This window comes from Hydrogenobaculum sp. Y04AAS1, from assembly GCF_000020785.1.
GTDB lineage: Bacteria > Aquificota > Aquificia > Aquificales > Aquificaceae > Hydrogenobaculum.
The window spans coordinates 1,014,852-1,028,473 of sequence record NC_011126.1; the positions used below are offsets into that span (position 1 = coordinate 1,014,852).

Genomic DNA, 13,622 nt, shown 5'->3' on the forward strand with positions numbered 1-13,622 from the left:
GAAATGTGCTATCATATATTATCTATGAAGAAGAAAATTTTTCTTTTGGGTATTTTTGCTTTTACAATGATAGGATGCTCTTCAAAGCAACAAAACAAAGAAAACACTAGCGCTCAGAACACCTCTCAAGCACCACCACCTTCAATTTCATGCAAAGATTACTGCAAACAACAGTGCCAAGGCTTAGCTCAAAGCTGTGAGACAAACTGTCTTAACGCCTGTTATCCTACCCCTTAACAAAAGCTTTTAAAAGATTTATATTTATAGTATGATAGCTAAAAATTTTGATTATAGATCGGAAGATATAACCTGTGAAGGGTATTTGGCTTACGAAGAAAGCTCCAATATCAAAAGGCCTGGGGTTTTAGTAGTACCAAATTGGATGGGTGTAGGTGATTTTGTGAAAGAAAAGTGCGAGAAGCTTGCTTACCTTGGCTATGTAGCTCTTGCTGTAGATGTTTACGGCAAAGGCGTAAGACCAAAAGATACAGACGAAGCCGCTAAACTCTCTTCTTATTACAAAGAAAATTACCTTCTTTTGAGAAAAAGACTTAAAGATGCACTAAATGCTATAAAAACTATAGATCTTGTGAAAGATGATTACATAGGGGCTATTGGCTATTGTTTTGGTGGTAGTGCTGTTCTTGAGCTTGCAAGGTCAAACGAAGATATAAAAGGCGTAGTAAGCTTTCATGGTGGTCTTACTACGTTAGATATTAATAGAAATCCCATAAAAGCAAAAATATTGGTTTGTCATGGAGTAGATGATCCTTTTGTACCTATGTCTCAAATAGAGGCTTTTATTAAAGAGATGAATGCAAGAAAAGCTGATTATCAAATTATTATGTATGCTGATGCAGTACATTCTTTTACAGAAAAAGCTGCTGGTAACGATAAATCAAAAGGAACCGCCTACAATGAGCTTGCCGATAAAAGATCTTGGAACCACATGCTTTTATTCTTTCAAGAGATATTTAGATGATAAAACTAAAAAGAGTATACGAACCAAAAGAAGAGACTGATGGTTTAAGAATATTAGTGGATAGACTTTGGCCACGAGGTATAAAAAAAGATAAGATAGATTTATGGCTAAAAGACATAGCTCCTTCTGATGAAATTAGGAAGTTTTATCACGAAAGCAAAGATTTTGAGGCTTTTGAGAAAAAATATATAGAAGAGCTCAAGAAAAAAGACATAAAAGAACTTTTAGAATTAGCCGAACAAAACACTATAACGCTTCTATACGCCTCAAAAGAACCTAAAAACAACGCCGTTGTCTTAAAGGAGTATCTAGATTGGATATTAGAAAAGCAAAAATAAAAGATGCCCCTTACATACATGAGCTTATAAACGAGCACGCTAAGACCAGTGTTTTGCTACCAAGAAGCCTTAGTTCTATATATGAAAATATAAGGGATTTTTTTGTGGCCACAAAAGATGATAACATCATAGGTGTTTGCGCTCTTCATATAGTATGGGAAGATTTGGCAGAGATAAAGTCTTTAGCGGTAGCAACAAACTATACAAAAAAGGGAATAGGAAAAGCGCTAGTGGAAACTTGTTTAAAAGAAGCTAAGGAATACGATGTAAAAACTGTATTTGTTTTAACGTATCAAGTGGATTTCTTTAAAAAAATAGGTTTTGAGCTTATAAAAAAAGAAACGTTGCCCCACAAAATATGGGGAGAATGTATAAATTGCTCAAAATTTCCTTCTTGTGATGAAATAGCTATGTCAAAACTTTTAAAAGCCTAAAAAACGATATAATATAATAATATGAAGATAGGTTTTGTGTGCGATAAACATTCCAACAGGAGTATTATAGCAGAAGCCTTGGCTTTGAAGATGTTAAAAGAACTTGGACTAAAGGCAGAGGTGTATTCAGCAAGCCTTGAACCTGATAAAGAGATAGAAACTACCGTCTTAAAGCTTTTAGAAGAAAAAGAATTCAACGTAGCTAACATTAAAAACAACGCGTTAGAAGATATACCTTATGAAGAGTTAGATGTGCTTATAATGATATGCGATAAACTAGATAAAACCTGTCCCTATATAATATCCCACAAAAGACGAGAAACTTGGCTTGTGGAAGAGCCCTACCCATTGACAAGGGAAGAGCTAAAAAGAACTATAGACAAAATAGAAAGATTTTTGAAGGATTTGTTTAGATATGACAAATTATCCAAATGAAAAAATACTATGGTTAGCCACCAATGAAAACCCAAATTTTGGTGGAATAGAGCTTCACAGCGTAACTTTTGTAAAAGCTATAAAACAAAGGGGTTTTAACGTAAGCTTGTGCTTATCTAAAGACAACTATGTAGACAAAAACACACATGAGATTGAAAAATGTTACGCAACCACGCGCTATTCTTTTGATTTAAAAACTTTTAGAAAGATATACGAATTTACAAAAAAAATAAACCCAGATGTAATAGTAGCCAACAACGCCAAAGAGTATGAGATAGCTCTTGTTGTATCAAAGTTTTTAAGAAAAAAGGTTATAGCTTTTAGACATATGGAGAATCTGAAAAACCCTTTGGTGGCAAGGCTAATATTATCAAATATGGATATAGTCTATACCGTAAGCGAAAAACTAAGGCAAGAGCTTTTATCAAAAGGAGTTAAAGAAGACAAACTAAGAGTGCTTTACAACTTAGTAGAAGAAGGAAACCCTAAAAAGCAAAGTAAAGATAAGATAAGGATTCTTTTTGTAGGGAAAGTCATAGAGGCTAAAGGTATTTGGGAGTTTTTGCATCTTGCCAAAGAGTTAAAAACCTATCAAGAGTTTGAATTTTATGTGGTGGGAGATGGTGAAGAGCTCAACAAAGCGAAAGCTTTTTCAGAAGAAAATAGTTTAAACGTAAATTTTGCAGGCTTTCAAGAAGATGTTTACCCTTATTATCAGATTGCGGATGTTGTTTTGATACTATCAAAGTACGACGAGGCCATGACAAGAGTTGTCATAGAAGCTTTGGCAAACGGTTGCGCCGTTGTAGGTTCAATCGTCGGTGGTATAAAAGAAGCAATAGAAGAAGGCAAGAATGGTTTTTTGGTAAATCCAACAGATATAAAAGCCATCAAAGATGCCATTCTTCCTTTTAGAGATAAGAATAAGCTTTCAGAAGCTCAAAAATGCTCTTACGAGATATATAAAAGAAAGTTCTCAGAAGAGGCCATTTTAAATAAGTTTGAAGAGGATATATTAAATCTGATATGATATACCTATGAACTGGCTTATAAACTTTATAAAAAAACTATTTAAAATAGAGTCAAAGCAAGAATACGCCTATAAATTAACGCTTAGTTTCATAAAGCAATTTGGGTTAACTACAAACGATAAAGAAAATATTGAGTTTTTTTATGTGATTTTTTTAGAATGGGGAAAAACAAAAAATGGCATGAAAAACCTATACGAGCTTTTGAGCGAAGCATACGTAGTTTTTGCCAAGCTTTTAAAAGCAGAACCAAATTCTTTAAAATCGTTGGATCCTGATGTAAGCGAAGCCCAAAAAAATAAAAAATCTATCATCAAATTGCTTGAATTTGTTTTATCAAAAGCAAAAACAAAGGGTAATTTTGAGAAAATTTTGGAGGCTATAGATAGACAAGAGGTGATAGACAATGTTATTCCTTCTGTCGTAATAAGATTTTTGATACCTGTAATGCTAGATAACTTAACAAAGTTAAACGTAAAAAACGACCTTGTGAAATTTGCCAATATAATTGCATTTTATAGAAACGTTGTTAATCAAGAGATACTCATATTTTTAGAAAATATATTCGGCATATATTTAGATATATACATAAAATATAAAAACGATATAGAAGTTTTTGCTATGAGCACCATCCAAGATTTTAATTCTTTTATAGATATTTATAAAGATGGTGATAAGGAAACCATAAGAACTTTTATCAAGTATGTAGCATCTTCTTACTTGCTATTTCATATAAACAACTACAAAGAATACTCAGAAGAAGTTAAACAGTATTTTGATGTACTTTTACAAAATTTAAAACAAAGGTATGAGCAGGACGAAGCGCTTTTACAAGCAGTTTTTATAACTTTATACAACATTTTAAAGCTTTCAAGCTCTTTAAACGATGTTACGTTATATGTTCAAAGCGTGGACAACTATATAGTAGATTTTATAGAGGTGGCAAAATCTGAACAGGTAAAAGAAAGGTTGAAAGAGAATAAAATGTTCTTTTACGCCTCTAAGAAGATAAAAAAAGATATTTATACCACTGAAAGCCTTCTTATAAATTATGTGGCTTATGCAATACCTAACCTTCTAAATGTTTGTCAGAATATAGACTTATTTGAATATTGCAGAACTTTAGTAAAAGACCTTATGAACACTTTCATAGAGGTGGAGATAGCTTTTTATTACATATACGTGGTATTACCAAGATGGGTAAAAGCAAACAAAAACCAAGACATACTATTTGACATGCATGAGAAACTCAAAAGAATTCTTTATCCTATGCAAAAAGATATGAGTGAGCTGGTGAGATTTTTCTATTTTGACTTCAAAGACTACATGGTATAAATGCTTTGTATCATAGCTTTTAAGATGAGCTTTTTTTAAATTCTAAAATCACAAAAAACAAAGGAGGTAAAGATGAGCTATATACTTTCCATAAGTATGTTTCCAGTGGATAAAGGTGAATCCCTAAGTCAATACGTGTCAAAGGTATCTAAGATTATTCACGAGTCGGGTCTTGAGTATGTAATAACACCTATGGCCACTATTATAGAAAGTACGGAGATAGAACCACTTCTTGAAATAATAAAGAAAGGGCTTGAGACAATGCAACAAGATTCTAACAGAATATACGTTAATATGGCTATAGACTATAGGAAAGGAGATAAGACCGGAAGGCTAAAACAGAAGGTAGAGTCTTTGAAATCAAAGGTTGGTTAATTACTCGTAATATTCGGCACCGCAGTTTTCTGTTTCCCAAACTACTACCCTTTTAACGTTGTATTTTGCTTTTAATGTATCAAAGAAATATTTAGCTAAATTTTCGGCGCTTGGTGAAAAATCAAACACATCGTTTAAGAGCTTATAGTCTGGCAATATTTCATCAAGATATTGGTCTATTTCTACAAAATCAACACCTATGCCACCTTTGTCCAGCTTCTTTACCTCTATAAAAACCTCTATGCCAAAAGTATGACCATGAATGGGTTCTGGAGCCCCTTTGTAATATGTAAGAAAATGAGCGGCGTTAAACTTCTTCTTAACCCTTATTGTATAAGGCATCAAATATCCTCTATGGATTCTCCTTTTAAAAGCCTTCTTACTTTGTTTACCACAGAAAGCACCACAAACCAAAGGGCATGATAGTCTATATTGTCAAATTCTTCAGCCACATCAAGAGTTCCATCGTCTTTTTTTACAAGATAAACGTATTTCATAGCCTCAAGACAAAGCACTTTATTTATGCATGTAGCTAATATCTTATCTTTTATATCTTTTGGCAGTTCTAATTTTTCCATATTTTCTCCTTTATTCTAAATTTGCGGACTGTTGCTTTATTTTATCGGTTTCATACTTCATGTTCACCGCTATACGAGATAGTTCTGGCACTTTGTTGGACATCGTGGTAATCTCCCTATGAAGTTCCTGAGCCACAAATTCTATCTTCTTCCCCTTTTCTATTTGCTCTGAGGATATTATATCGAGCATATGATTAAGATGATTTTCTATACGAGATATTTCTTCAGATATATCAAGCTTTTGAAGTAAAAGCATAAGTTCGTTTACCACTATAGGATTTTGCTCTTCTAAACTTAAACTCTTGGCTTTTTCTATGATTTTTTCCTTTGATGCGTTTTCATATTCTTTAAAACTTTCCCTTGCTTTTAATAAGTATTCTTCTAAAAGCCCTACACGGGATTTTATATCTTTTATAAGAAATTCTCCCTCTTTTTCTTTAGACTCCATAAACTCCTTTAACGCTTGTTCGAAAAGCATTATGATAGTATCTTTCATACGCTCTTTTTTCTCTTCATCTTTTTCTTGGGATGTTTTGTAAGTTTCCATAGCAATATCAAAGATTTTATCGTCCGTTAGGCTTATGTTTAGCCTTTGACAGGTTTCTTTTAAATCTTTTATTATGTTTTCCAAAAATCCAACATCCACATTCTTAATATCTTTTGTTTGTCTTACATCTATGAACACCGAAATAGTACCTCTTGCCAAAGAGCTTTTTATCCTATCTTTTATATAGGTTTCCAGGGTTTGAAAGTCCTGAGAAGGTATCTTGACAGATATGTCAAAACCCTTCCCGTTTACAGATTTTAAGGTTAATACAACACTAAAGCCGTCTACCTCCGCAGTTTTCTGGGCAAACCCGGTCATGCTCCTTGCGAAAAGCTCTATACTCAAGGAGTTTGCCATGTACCTTCAGCTAGTTGCTCTTCAAAGTTTGTTTGCACGTTTTGGGATATACGGTAAGAACAAAACTCAGGCCCACACATAGAACAGAATTTTGCAGTCTTGTATCCCTCTTGTGGAAGCGTTTCATCGTGATAAGCTTTTGCGGTTTCTGGGTCTATAGCAAGTTCAAATTGGCGATTCCAATCAAAAGCGTATCTTGCTTTTGACATTTCTAAGTCCCATTCTCTGGCTCCTGGTAAACCTTTTGCCACATCTGCAGCGTGAGCAGCTATTTTGTAAGCTATAAGACCTTGTTTTACATCTTCTAGATTAGGTAAACCAAGATGTTCTTTTGGAGTCACATAACAAAGCATAGCGGCCCCATACCAACCAGCCATTGCAGCACCTATAGCAGAAGCCATATGATCATAACCTGGTGCCACATCTATCACCAAAGGACCAAGCACGTAAAATGGTGCTTCATAACAATATTTTTGTTGGATTTTCATATTAAATTCTATTTGATTCATTGGCACATGCCCAGGCCCTTCCACCATTACCTGCACATCGTGCTCCCATGCTTTCTTTGTGAGTTCTCCAAGCACCATAAGCTCTGAAAGTTGAGCTTCATCTGATGCATCTGCTATGGCTCCAGGTCTTAGCCCATCTCCTAAAGAAAAAGATACATCGTATTTTTTAAATATTTCACATATTTTATCAAAGTTCGTATAAAGAGGGTTTTGCTTTCCATGCTCCAGCATCCACTGTGCCATGAGAGCACCGCCTCTTGATACTATACCCATAACTCTATGAGTAGTAAGGGGTATAAACTCCTTTAACACGCCAGCGTGAATAGTCATATAAGAAACACCTTGCCTTGCTTGTTCTTCTATTACATCTAAAATAAGATCTTCGGTAATATCCTTTATTCTATTTTTTGCTATCTTAAAAGCTTCATATATTGGCACTGTACCTATTGGCACATCAACTGCATTTATAATAGCTTCTCTAGTTTCTTTTATAGCTTCACCAGTGGATAGATCCATGATGGTATCTGCGCCATATTTGATGGAGATTTTTGCTTTCTCTATCTCTTGGGGTATATCTGATGCAAGTTTTGAGTTTCCTATATTTGCATTTACTTTAACTCTTGAATTTATGCCTATACACATAGGTTTTAAGTGTTTGTGGTTTATGTTGGCAGGCATTATCATACGGCCTCTTGCCACCTCTTGACGCACAAATTCTGGGTGAAGGCCTTCCACCTTTGCCACATAACGCATTTCCTCGCTTATAATATCCTGCCTTGCAAGGTGCATTTGTGTTTTATTGGTCCAGTTACTTCTTAGGCTCCAATCTTCTCTCATAAAAGCCTCCAAAAATAAGATACATAAAATATTTAACTAAAAGTTCAAAAGTCAATGGCATTTTATCATTGTTTTATAGATTTCAAGATGTAAATTTAATTGCTTTTTCGAATATATTTGATTAAAAATGGCATCCCCAGCGGGATTCGAACCCGCGTCGCCGGCGTGAAAGGCCGGTGTCCTAGGCCAGGCTAGACGATGGGGACTACCATCAAATAGCTTTCTTATTATAGCAAAATCTTCTCTCATTGTAAATGATTTTAGTTATATTGATTGAGCTAAAGCTATACAACCGTATACAATATCTATACTCTTATCTGATAGTTCTGTCAAGCTACTTATAACTTTCTTCAGCTCATTATCTCTATAATAATCTATTATTTTTGCACCTATTTCATGAAATTCTTTGTGAGATTGACCTATTTGTTTGAAAAGTTTTAACGCCTTATCCCCATATTTTGATTTAATATCTTCTTCATTTATACTATAATACCACTTACCAAATTTACATTCAGTATGAGATGTTGGCCTCCAGTCAGTGTTATTAACCAATACCGAAAAAAAAATTTTTAACATACAACTCATGGCTTTCTACCATATCTATTAAAGTGTCCGTAAAATTTTTGTCTTTAATTTTGTTTTTATACTCTGCTTCTCGCAACAGGTTAATTTCTTTCAATTCTTTGTCGATGGTCTCCACAAGCTGATTACCAATCTTTGCAATAGCTTCCACAAGTTTATCGTGGTTGCCGCCACCGCTTAATGTCTGTTTGCTTTCCATTTTACACCTTTCTAAAAAGAATAGTAATATAATATGATATATACCAATATATTTTAGTTAAATTTTCTTTATAAGGCGTTAAAAATTAATTATATTTTATTTGCCATTTTTTATTTGCCATTTTAATCCCCAGTGTCATACTTTATAATGCTATCGTGAGACAAAAGACTAAACTTGGTTTCCCTATGACTATTTACTATTGAAAAGCAAAGCCCAAGAAGTATAGCGCTAACCATTATGTTGCTTCCTCCATAAGAAATAAAAGGAAGCGGTATACCCACCACCGGCACAAGACCCATAGCCATAGCCAAATTTATCGTAGAATGAAAAAATATAAAAGCTGCCACCATCACCACGTATATTTTTTCTGTATACAATCTCAAATAGTAAGATATACTTAAAAGCCTCAAAACCAAATACAAATACAATATTATTATAACCACAGATATCACAAACCCAAACTCTTCCGCTATAACAGAAAAAATAAAGTCGGTATGTCTTTCTGGTAGAAATAGAAGGTGAGATTGGGTACCTTTTAAAAAACCTTTACCAAAAATTCTACCAGAGCCTATTGATATTATGGATTGGATAAGCTGGTAACCACCTTTGGAGTAATAGGCTTTGGGGTTTAAAACCGTCAATATTCGCTCTTTTTGGTATTGCTTCATAAAATGCCACGCTACTATAGGAATTACCGTTGCTATAGGTATTGCGTATCTGAAAAAATTTTTTGGAAACTTTGCAAAGAATACCAAAGACATTACAGGTAATGTCATTATCACCGCAGAACCCAAATCTGGTTGCTTATATATTATAAGAAAGGGGATACCGATGCTAAGGAGTATATAAGCTATTTTTTGGGCTTTTAAATAAGGGCTCATATAAATTATATAATCTACTATAAGTATTACGGAGGCCTTCATAAACTCCGATGGTTGTATGCCAAAAGGACCTATACCTATCCATCTTTTTGCACCGTATATAGTTTTTCCAACAAACATTACCGCTATTAAAAGAAAAAGATTTACACCATATATCAAAGGAGCTAAAGAAAGAACTGAAGAGAACCTAACCCTACTTATACCATACATGATAACCCAGCTTAGGATAATATATAAAAGTTGTTTTATGAAAAGCCCATATTGAACACCGTAAGTGGTGTATGTAGAACTATAAACTCCCACCAAACCTATTATCTGGATAAAAAATATAGTGAGTGCTAAATCAACGGGGCGCATTTATTGTATAAAACACCAATGAGCTAAACATAAGAGCGTCAAACCTATCTAAAAAACCACCGTGCGGACCAAACACATTTGAAAAATCCTTAACATTGTATTGTCTTTTTATTAGGCTTTTAAAAAGATCACCAAATACCCCAACGATACTTACAGCTATACCTATGATAAGACCTCTCGAAAAACCAAAATAAAATATATTAAATATAATACATGACAAAGAACCACCAATAAATCCTTCTATAGTTTTATTTGGAGAAATCTCAGGTGCCAATTTACGTTTGCCAAAATTCTTACCTACATAATAGCTCATTGTATCAAGTATCCAAACCCCCAACAAAAGCCCCAAAATGTAATAATTGCCAAGCGTTTTAACCTTATATATATATTCTGGAAGCGTTGTGCTAAAGGTTAGTATAAAAAAGCTTTTATAAAAAGATTCTAAATCCTTTTTAGTTAAAAGCTCTAAAAAAACCACTAAGAAAATTGCCAAAAACCCATAAGTTATATTGTAAAGACTTAACAACATAATAAAAGGTGCTAAAAATATCACTGTTTTTGAACCTAATACATCTTTTAGTTCCTTTGCTACAAAAAAACTTAAGACAAACACTCCTAAAAGCGTTATAAACTTAAAAGATAGCAAGAAAAATAGCGTGCCAAGACCTACAATTATACCATAATATTCTCTATTCATTTAATCTCTAATTCGGATCTTGCTAAAGCCGCTTCTATACTATTTGGGTAAAGTTTTATAAGCTCCTTGTATAAGTTTATAGCCGCTGATTTTTGTCCCATTTCTCTATATATGTTCGCCGCAGAAAAATACGCCGAAGGCGCTTTATCACAAGAGGGTAATTCACCTTTTTTACACTTATCTATCAAAGATAGCAGTATCGCCAACGCTTCATTGTTATGATGCATGGCTTTTTCAGCCATTCCTAACCAGTAGTATGCGTTGTTTGTAAGTTTTGAATGTGGGTTTTTCAATATAAACTCTTTGAAAAGTCTCTTAGCTTTTTGATAATCTCCAGATTGATAAGCTGTGTAAGCCATTCCGTATAGTTCTTGAGGGCTTTGAGGCGTGTTTGAGATGAGGGCTTGCAAATTGGAAGATGAACTTTGAGTTTCAGAAGGAGCTGTAGAATTTATTATAGTAACGGTGCTTGATAGATTTTTTATGCCTTTTGAAGGGGTTATAGCTGGTAAAGAGCTAAGGTTTGAAGGTGATGGCGGTGTTTCAGAAGATTCTGGTGGGGTTTGAGACTCAGATTCTCCAAGGTTTTTTGTAATATTGTTGTATGTAGAAAGCCCAAGCTTTACCCTCAATTTTGCCAAAGACTCATCCAAAGAATCTAGCCTTCTATTTATTTCGTTGATTTCTTGTTGTTGATATTGATACTGTTGCTGAAGCATAGTTATTGGATTTGGCCCTTGCTGTGTCGGCTCTGCACAAGAGCTAAGAAGAATCGCCAACCCGCTTATTGCAAAAAACAATTTCTTTTTTTTCATACTTTTATTTTAACATAGTTAAGGTTTTAATTTTAGGTTAAAATAGATATATGGGATTTGTGCTTTATAATACGCTTAGTGCTGAGTTGGAAGAGTTTGTACCTATAAACCCTCCTCAAGTAAACATATACACCTGTGGTGTCACCGTATACGATGATTCTCACGTAGGGCATGGGAGAAGTCTTATAGTATTTGATGTTTTTAGAAGATACTTAGAAAAGCTCGGATACAGGGTAAAGTTTGTTAGAAATTTTACAGATATAGACGATAAGATTATAAACAAAGCCAACGAAGAAAACAAAGACTTCATGAGCATTGCCAACAGATACATAGCTAGATACTACTTAGATATGGAAGCCATAAACGTAAAACCCGCTAACGTAGAACCAAGAGTTACAGAACACATGGAAGAGATAATATCCCTTATATCAAAGCTAATAGAGCTTGGAAAAGCTTACGAAAGCGATGGCGATATATATTTTTCAATAGATAGTTTTAAAGATTACGGCAAACTTTCAAAAAGAAGCCCAGAAGAATTAGAAGCAGGAGCTAGAATTGAACCTTCTTTAAAAAAAAGAAATCCCCTTGACTTTGCATTGTGGAAAGCATCAAAATCTCACGAACCTGGCTGGGAATCCCCTTGGTCTTACGGAAGACCAGGCTGGCACACCGAATGTGTGGCTATGATATTTAAACATCTTGGAGAAACTATAGATATACATGCAGGCGGTATAGACCTCGTATTTCCCCATCATGAAAATGAAATTGCTCAAGCAGAAAGTATTACCGGTAAACCTTTTGCCAGATATTGGATGCACAATGGTCTTGTCACCGTTGGCGGTAAAAAAATGTCAAAATCCCTTGGAAACTTTGTCACTTTAAAAGAGATATACACAAAGTACCATCCAGACGTTTTAAGGCTTTTAGTATTGTTTACACATTATAGAAGCCCTTTAGATTTTTCCTTTGAAAAGATGGAAGAAACAAAAAAAGCTTACGAAAGATTAAAAAGCGCTATAGAAGACATAGAACCTTTAAAAGCTATAGCAAAAGAAGGGAAACCTGTTGTAGACATAGATTTTTATAGTCTTGAAAAAAGCACCCAAGAGCAATTTTACAAAGCCCTATCAGAAGATTTCAACACATCGTTAGCTATTGCTCACATTTTTAACGCTGTAGCCGAGTTAAACAAAGCAAAAACAGAGAGCTTTAAAATAGGCTATATTACACCTAAAGAGCTTGAAGGATATCTATTTTTGGCAAACAGCTTAAAACAGACGTTAAAAGATATTTTTGGGCTTTTAGAAGAAAACACCTTACAAAACACTCTAAAGACGTTGGAACCAGCTTCAAGCGTCAATATATCCACAGAATTTTTAGAAATTTTGATAAAAGCTAGAAACTTGGCAAAAGAAAACAAAGATTTTAAAGTAGCGGATTTCATAAGGGATGAGCTTCTAAACTATGGTATAAAGCTCGAAGATACAAAGGCTGGTACCATCTGGAAAAAGCCCTGATGCCATTTTACATAAGAATAGGCAAATTTGCTGTATCGACATTGGGCCTAATGATAACTATATCCCTTTTTATCTCTTACGTTGTGTCTTTGCAAATCTCTAAATATATAGGTATATTAAGATCCCAGACAGAAAATATCTTTTTGACGGGAGCGCTTTCTGGTATTTTATTTGGAAGACTTTCTTATATTATCAAAAATCACGACCAGATACCAAACTTCGTAAGCGTATTTCAAATATGGAACGGTGGTATCGATTATTACGGAACTATAATAGGTGTTATACTAGGAGTTGTTTCCGTGGCTTGGTTTTACAACATACCTATTTTAAAAGCCTTGGATATAACCTCTATAATAGGTTCTCTTATGCTTGGATTTGGTTATATATCGGCAGGTCTTGTAGGTTTTGGTTTTGGAAGACCTGTACCTTTGGCAGTGGATGTTACACCTGGGTTTCACCTTTTGAAAGCGTTTCCGTTTTTTTATGTGGTTTATAAGTTTGGTGATATAGCTCCTCCTTCTATTCCCTTTTATCCAGTACAGTTTATTTACGGTACATTGTTTTTGCTGTTTGGCATAAGCCTAATATTTTATGTGATAAAAAAACAAAATAGGTTTACGGGAGAAGTATTTTCTATTTTTCTCATGCTTTATGGAATTTCAAATATTATAGTAGGATATTACACAATAAGCCGTGTTGTATTTAATCACATTACACTAGAACAGTTGTTTGGGCTGTTAAGTTTTATATCTGGGTTTGTTATTTTGATGCTTTTAAAATCAGAAAAAACCAACATATAAAGATTTGCTATAATACTTC

19 protein-coding genes and 1 tRNA gene are annotated in these 13,622 nt (G+C 34.1%); 10 read left to right on the forward strand and 10 right to left on the reverse strand.

The window, feature by feature from the left end; translation table 11 throughout:
- The first annotated feature begins 24 nt into the window (after nucleotides 1-24).
- The 8 genes from HY04AAS1_RS05525 to HY04AAS1_RS05560 all read left to right on the forward strand — a co-directional run bounded on the left by HY04AAS1_RS05525 (nucleotide 25) and on the right by HY04AAS1_RS05560 (nucleotide 4,927).
- Nucleotides 25-237 (forward strand): hypothetical protein, encoded by a 213-nt coding sequence (locus tag HY04AAS1_RS05525; RefSeq protein ID WP_041308051.1) that lies wholly within the window; start codon nucleotides 25-27, stop codon nucleotides 235-237.
- A gap of 31 nt (nucleotides 238-268) precedes the next feature.
- Nucleotides 269-982 (forward strand): dienelactone hydrolase family protein, encoded by a 714-nt coding sequence (locus tag HY04AAS1_RS05530; RefSeq protein WP_012514135.1) that lies wholly within the window; start codon nucleotides 269-271, stop codon nucleotides 980-982.
- The gene (locus HY04AAS1_RS05535; protein WP_012514136.1) at nucleotides 979-1,320 is read left to right on the forward strand and encodes a DUF488 family protein; all 342 of its coding nucleotides are present in this window, start codon (nucleotides 979-981) and stop codon (nucleotides 1,318-1,320) included. The genes HY04AAS1_RS05530 and HY04AAS1_RS05535 overlap by 4 nt, the downstream gene beginning before the upstream one ends.
- Nucleotides 1,296-1,754, forward strand: coding sequence for an N-acetyltransferase (locus HY04AAS1_RS05540; protein ID WP_012514137.1), 459 nt, complete (start codon nucleotides 1,296-1,298; stop codon nucleotides 1,752-1,754). The genes HY04AAS1_RS05535 and HY04AAS1_RS05540 overlap by 25 nt, the downstream gene beginning before the upstream one ends.
- Nucleotides 1,755-1,775: 21 nt before the next feature.
- Nucleotides 1,776-2,189 carry a protein-tyrosine-phosphatase gene (locus tag HY04AAS1_RS05545; protein ID WP_012514138.1) on the forward strand — a complete coding sequence of 138 codons (414 nt, stop codon included), beginning with the start codon at nucleotides 1,776-1,778 and terminating at the stop codon, nucleotides 2,187-2,189.
- Nucleotides 2,170-3,219: a glycosyltransferase gene (locus HY04AAS1_RS05550; RefSeq protein WP_012514139.1), complete on the forward strand. Its 1,050-nt coding sequence runs from the start codon at nucleotides 2,170-2,172 to the stop codon at nucleotides 3,217-3,219. The genes HY04AAS1_RS05545 and HY04AAS1_RS05550 overlap by 20 nt, the downstream gene beginning before the upstream one ends.
- Before the next feature lie 7 nt (nucleotides 3,220-3,226).
- A complete protein-coding gene (locus HY04AAS1_RS05555; RefSeq protein ID WP_012514140.1) occupies nucleotides 3,227-4,552 on the forward strand; it encodes a hypothetical protein in 1,326 nt (441 codons plus the stop codon).
- Nucleotides 4,553-4,624: 72 nt separating this feature from the next.
- The gene (locus HY04AAS1_RS05560) at nucleotides 4,625-4,927 is read left to right on the forward strand and encodes an MTH1187 family thiamine-binding protein (protein WP_012514141.1); all 303 of its coding nucleotides are present in this window, start codon (nucleotides 4,625-4,627) and stop codon (nucleotides 4,925-4,927) included.
- On the opposite strand, the gene HY04AAS1_RS05565 is transcribed toward HY04AAS1_RS05560, so the two are convergent.
- From HY04AAS1_RS05565 to HY04AAS1_RS05610, 10 genes are all read right to left on the reverse strand, one after another.
- The gene (locus tag HY04AAS1_RS05565) at nucleotides 4,928-5,269 is read right to left on the reverse strand and encodes a 6-carboxytetrahydropterin synthase (RefSeq protein ID WP_012514142.1); all 342 of its coding nucleotides are present in this window, start codon (nucleotides 5,267-5,269) and stop codon (nucleotides 4,928-4,930) included.
- Nucleotides 5,269-5,505 (reverse strand): hypothetical protein, encoded by a 237-nt coding sequence (locus HY04AAS1_RS05570; RefSeq protein WP_012514143.1) that lies wholly within the window; start codon nucleotides 5,503-5,505, stop codon nucleotides 5,269-5,271. The genes HY04AAS1_RS05565 and HY04AAS1_RS05570 overlap by 1 nt, the downstream gene beginning before the upstream one ends.
- A 10-nt stretch (nucleotides 5,506-5,515) precedes the next feature.
- On the reverse strand, nucleotides 5,516-6,409 hold the full coding sequence (locus HY04AAS1_RS05575; RefSeq protein ID WP_012514144.1) for a DUF1732 domain-containing protein: 894 nt from the start codon (nucleotides 6,407-6,409) through the stop codon (nucleotides 5,516-5,518).
- A complete protein-coding gene (gene thiC / locus HY04AAS1_RS05580) occupies nucleotides 6,394-7,755 on the reverse strand; it encodes a phosphomethylpyrimidine synthase ThiC (RefSeq protein WP_012514145.1) in 1,362 nt (453 codons plus the stop codon). Before thiC ends, HY04AAS1_RS05575 begins: the two co-directional genes overlap by 16 nt.
- A 128-nt stretch (nucleotides 7,756-7,883) precedes the next feature.
- A tRNA-Glu gene (locus HY04AAS1_RS05585) sits at nucleotides 7,884-7,961 on the reverse strand.
- Between the two features lie 58 nt (nucleotides 7,962-8,019).
- Nucleotides 8,020-8,307 carry a CZB domain-containing protein gene (locus HY04AAS1_RS05590; RefSeq protein ID WP_198002724.1) on the reverse strand — a complete coding sequence of 96 codons (288 nt, stop codon included), beginning with the start codon at nucleotides 8,305-8,307 and terminating at the stop codon, nucleotides 8,020-8,022.
- Nucleotides 8,300-8,536: a hypothetical protein gene (locus tag HY04AAS1_RS05595; RefSeq protein WP_012514147.1), complete on the reverse strand. Its 237-nt coding sequence runs from the start codon at nucleotides 8,534-8,536 to the stop codon at nucleotides 8,300-8,302. The genes HY04AAS1_RS05590 and HY04AAS1_RS05595 overlap by 8 nt, the downstream gene beginning before the upstream one ends.
- A 122-nt stretch (nucleotides 8,537-8,658) precedes the next feature.
- On the reverse strand, nucleotides 8,659-9,774 hold the full coding sequence (locus HY04AAS1_RS05600) for an FtsW/RodA/SpoVE family cell cycle protein (RefSeq protein WP_012514148.1): 1,116 nt from the start codon (nucleotides 9,772-9,774) through the stop codon (nucleotides 8,659-8,661).
- A complete protein-coding gene (locus HY04AAS1_RS05605) occupies nucleotides 9,761-10,471 on the reverse strand; it encodes a phosphatidate cytidylyltransferase (protein WP_012514149.1) in 711 nt (236 codons plus the stop codon). The genes HY04AAS1_RS05600 and HY04AAS1_RS05605 overlap by 14 nt, the downstream gene beginning before the upstream one ends.
- Nucleotides 10,468-11,286, reverse strand: a complete 819-nt coding sequence (locus tag HY04AAS1_RS05610; RefSeq protein ID WP_012514150.1) for a tetratricopeptide repeat protein — start codon at nucleotides 11,284-11,286, stop codon at nucleotides 10,468-10,470. Before HY04AAS1_RS05610 ends, HY04AAS1_RS05605 begins: the two co-directional genes overlap by 4 nt.
- 50 nt (nucleotides 11,287-11,336) lie before the next feature.
- On the opposite strand from HY04AAS1_RS05610, the gene cysS reads away from it, so the two are divergent.
- Nucleotides 11,337-12,803, forward strand: coding sequence for a cysteine--tRNA ligase (gene cysS, locus HY04AAS1_RS05615; RefSeq protein WP_012514151.1), 1,467 nt, complete (start codon nucleotides 11,337-11,339; stop codon nucleotides 12,801-12,803).
- Nucleotides 12,803-13,603: a prolipoprotein diacylglyceryl transferase family protein gene (locus HY04AAS1_RS05620; protein ID WP_012514152.1), complete on the forward strand. Its 801-nt coding sequence runs from the start codon at nucleotides 12,803-12,805 to the stop codon at nucleotides 13,601-13,603. The genes cysS and HY04AAS1_RS05620 overlap by 1 nt, the downstream gene beginning before the upstream one ends.
- The last annotated feature ends 19 nt before the right edge of the window (nucleotides 13,604-13,622 follow it).

Bases quoted from the DNA above. Each gene is read 5' to 3' on its own strand.
- HY04AAS1_RS05595 (WP_012514147.1), bottom strand. From the start codon at position 8,536: ATGGAAAGCAAACAGACATTAAGCGGTGGCGGCAACCACGATAAACTT.
- HY04AAS1_RS05560 (WP_012514141.1), top strand. From the start codon at position 4,625: ATGAGCTATATACTTTCCATAAGTATGTTTCCAGTGGATAAAGGTGAA.
- HY04AAS1_RS05530 (WP_012514135.1), top strand. From the start codon at position 269: ATGATAGCTAAAAATTTTGATTATAGATCGGAAGATATAACCTGTGAA.
- thiC (WP_012514145.1), bottom strand. From the start codon at position 7,755: ATGAGAGAAGATTGGAGCCTAAGAAGTAACTGGACCAATAAAACACAA.
- HY04AAS1_RS05535 (WP_012514136.1), top strand. From the start codon at position 979: ATGATAAAACTAAAAAGAGTATACGAACCAAAAGAAGAGACTGATGGT.
- HY04AAS1_RS05620 (WP_012514152.1), top strand. From the start codon at position 12,803: ATGCCATTTTACATAAGAATAGGCAAATTTGCTGTATCGACATTGGGC.
- cysS (WP_012514151.1), top strand. From the start codon at position 11,337: ATGGGATTTGTGCTTTATAATACGCTTAGTGCTGAGTTGGAAGAGTTT.
- HY04AAS1_RS05550 (WP_012514139.1), top strand. From the start codon at position 2,170: ATGACAAATTATCCAAATGAAAAAATACTATGGTTAGCCACCAATGAA.
- HY04AAS1_RS05605 (WP_012514149.1), bottom strand. From the start codon at position 10,471: ATGAATAGAGAATATTATGGTATAATTGTAGGTCTTGGCACGCTATTT.
- HY04AAS1_RS05600 (WP_012514148.1), bottom strand. From the start codon at position 9,774: ATGCGCCCCGTTGATTTAGCACTCACTATATTTTTTATCCAGATAATA.
- HY04AAS1_RS05545 (WP_012514138.1), top strand. From the start codon at position 1,776: ATGAAGATAGGTTTTGTGTGCGATAAACATTCCAACAGGAGTATTATA.
- HY04AAS1_RS05575 (WP_012514144.1), bottom strand. From the start codon at position 6,409: ATGGCAAACTCCTTGAGTATAGAGCTTTTCGCAAGGAGCATGACCGGG.
- HY04AAS1_RS05565 (WP_012514142.1), bottom strand. From the start codon at position 5,269: ATGCCTTATACAATAAGGGTTAAGAAGAAGTTTAACGCCGCTCATTTT.
- HY04AAS1_RS05525 (WP_041308051.1), top strand. From the start codon at position 25: ATGAAGAAGAAAATTTTTCTTTTGGGTATTTTTGCTTTTACAATGATA.
- HY04AAS1_RS05555 (WP_012514140.1), top strand. From the start codon at position 3,227: ATGAACTGGCTTATAAACTTTATAAAAAAACTATTTAAAATAGAGTCA.
- HY04AAS1_RS05570 (WP_012514143.1), bottom strand. From the start codon at position 5,505: ATGGAAAAATTAGAACTGCCAAAAGATATAAAAGATAAGATATTAGCT.
- HY04AAS1_RS05610 (WP_012514150.1), bottom strand. From the start codon at position 11,286: ATGAAAAAAAAGAAATTGTTTTTTGCAATAAGCGGGTTGGCGATTCTT.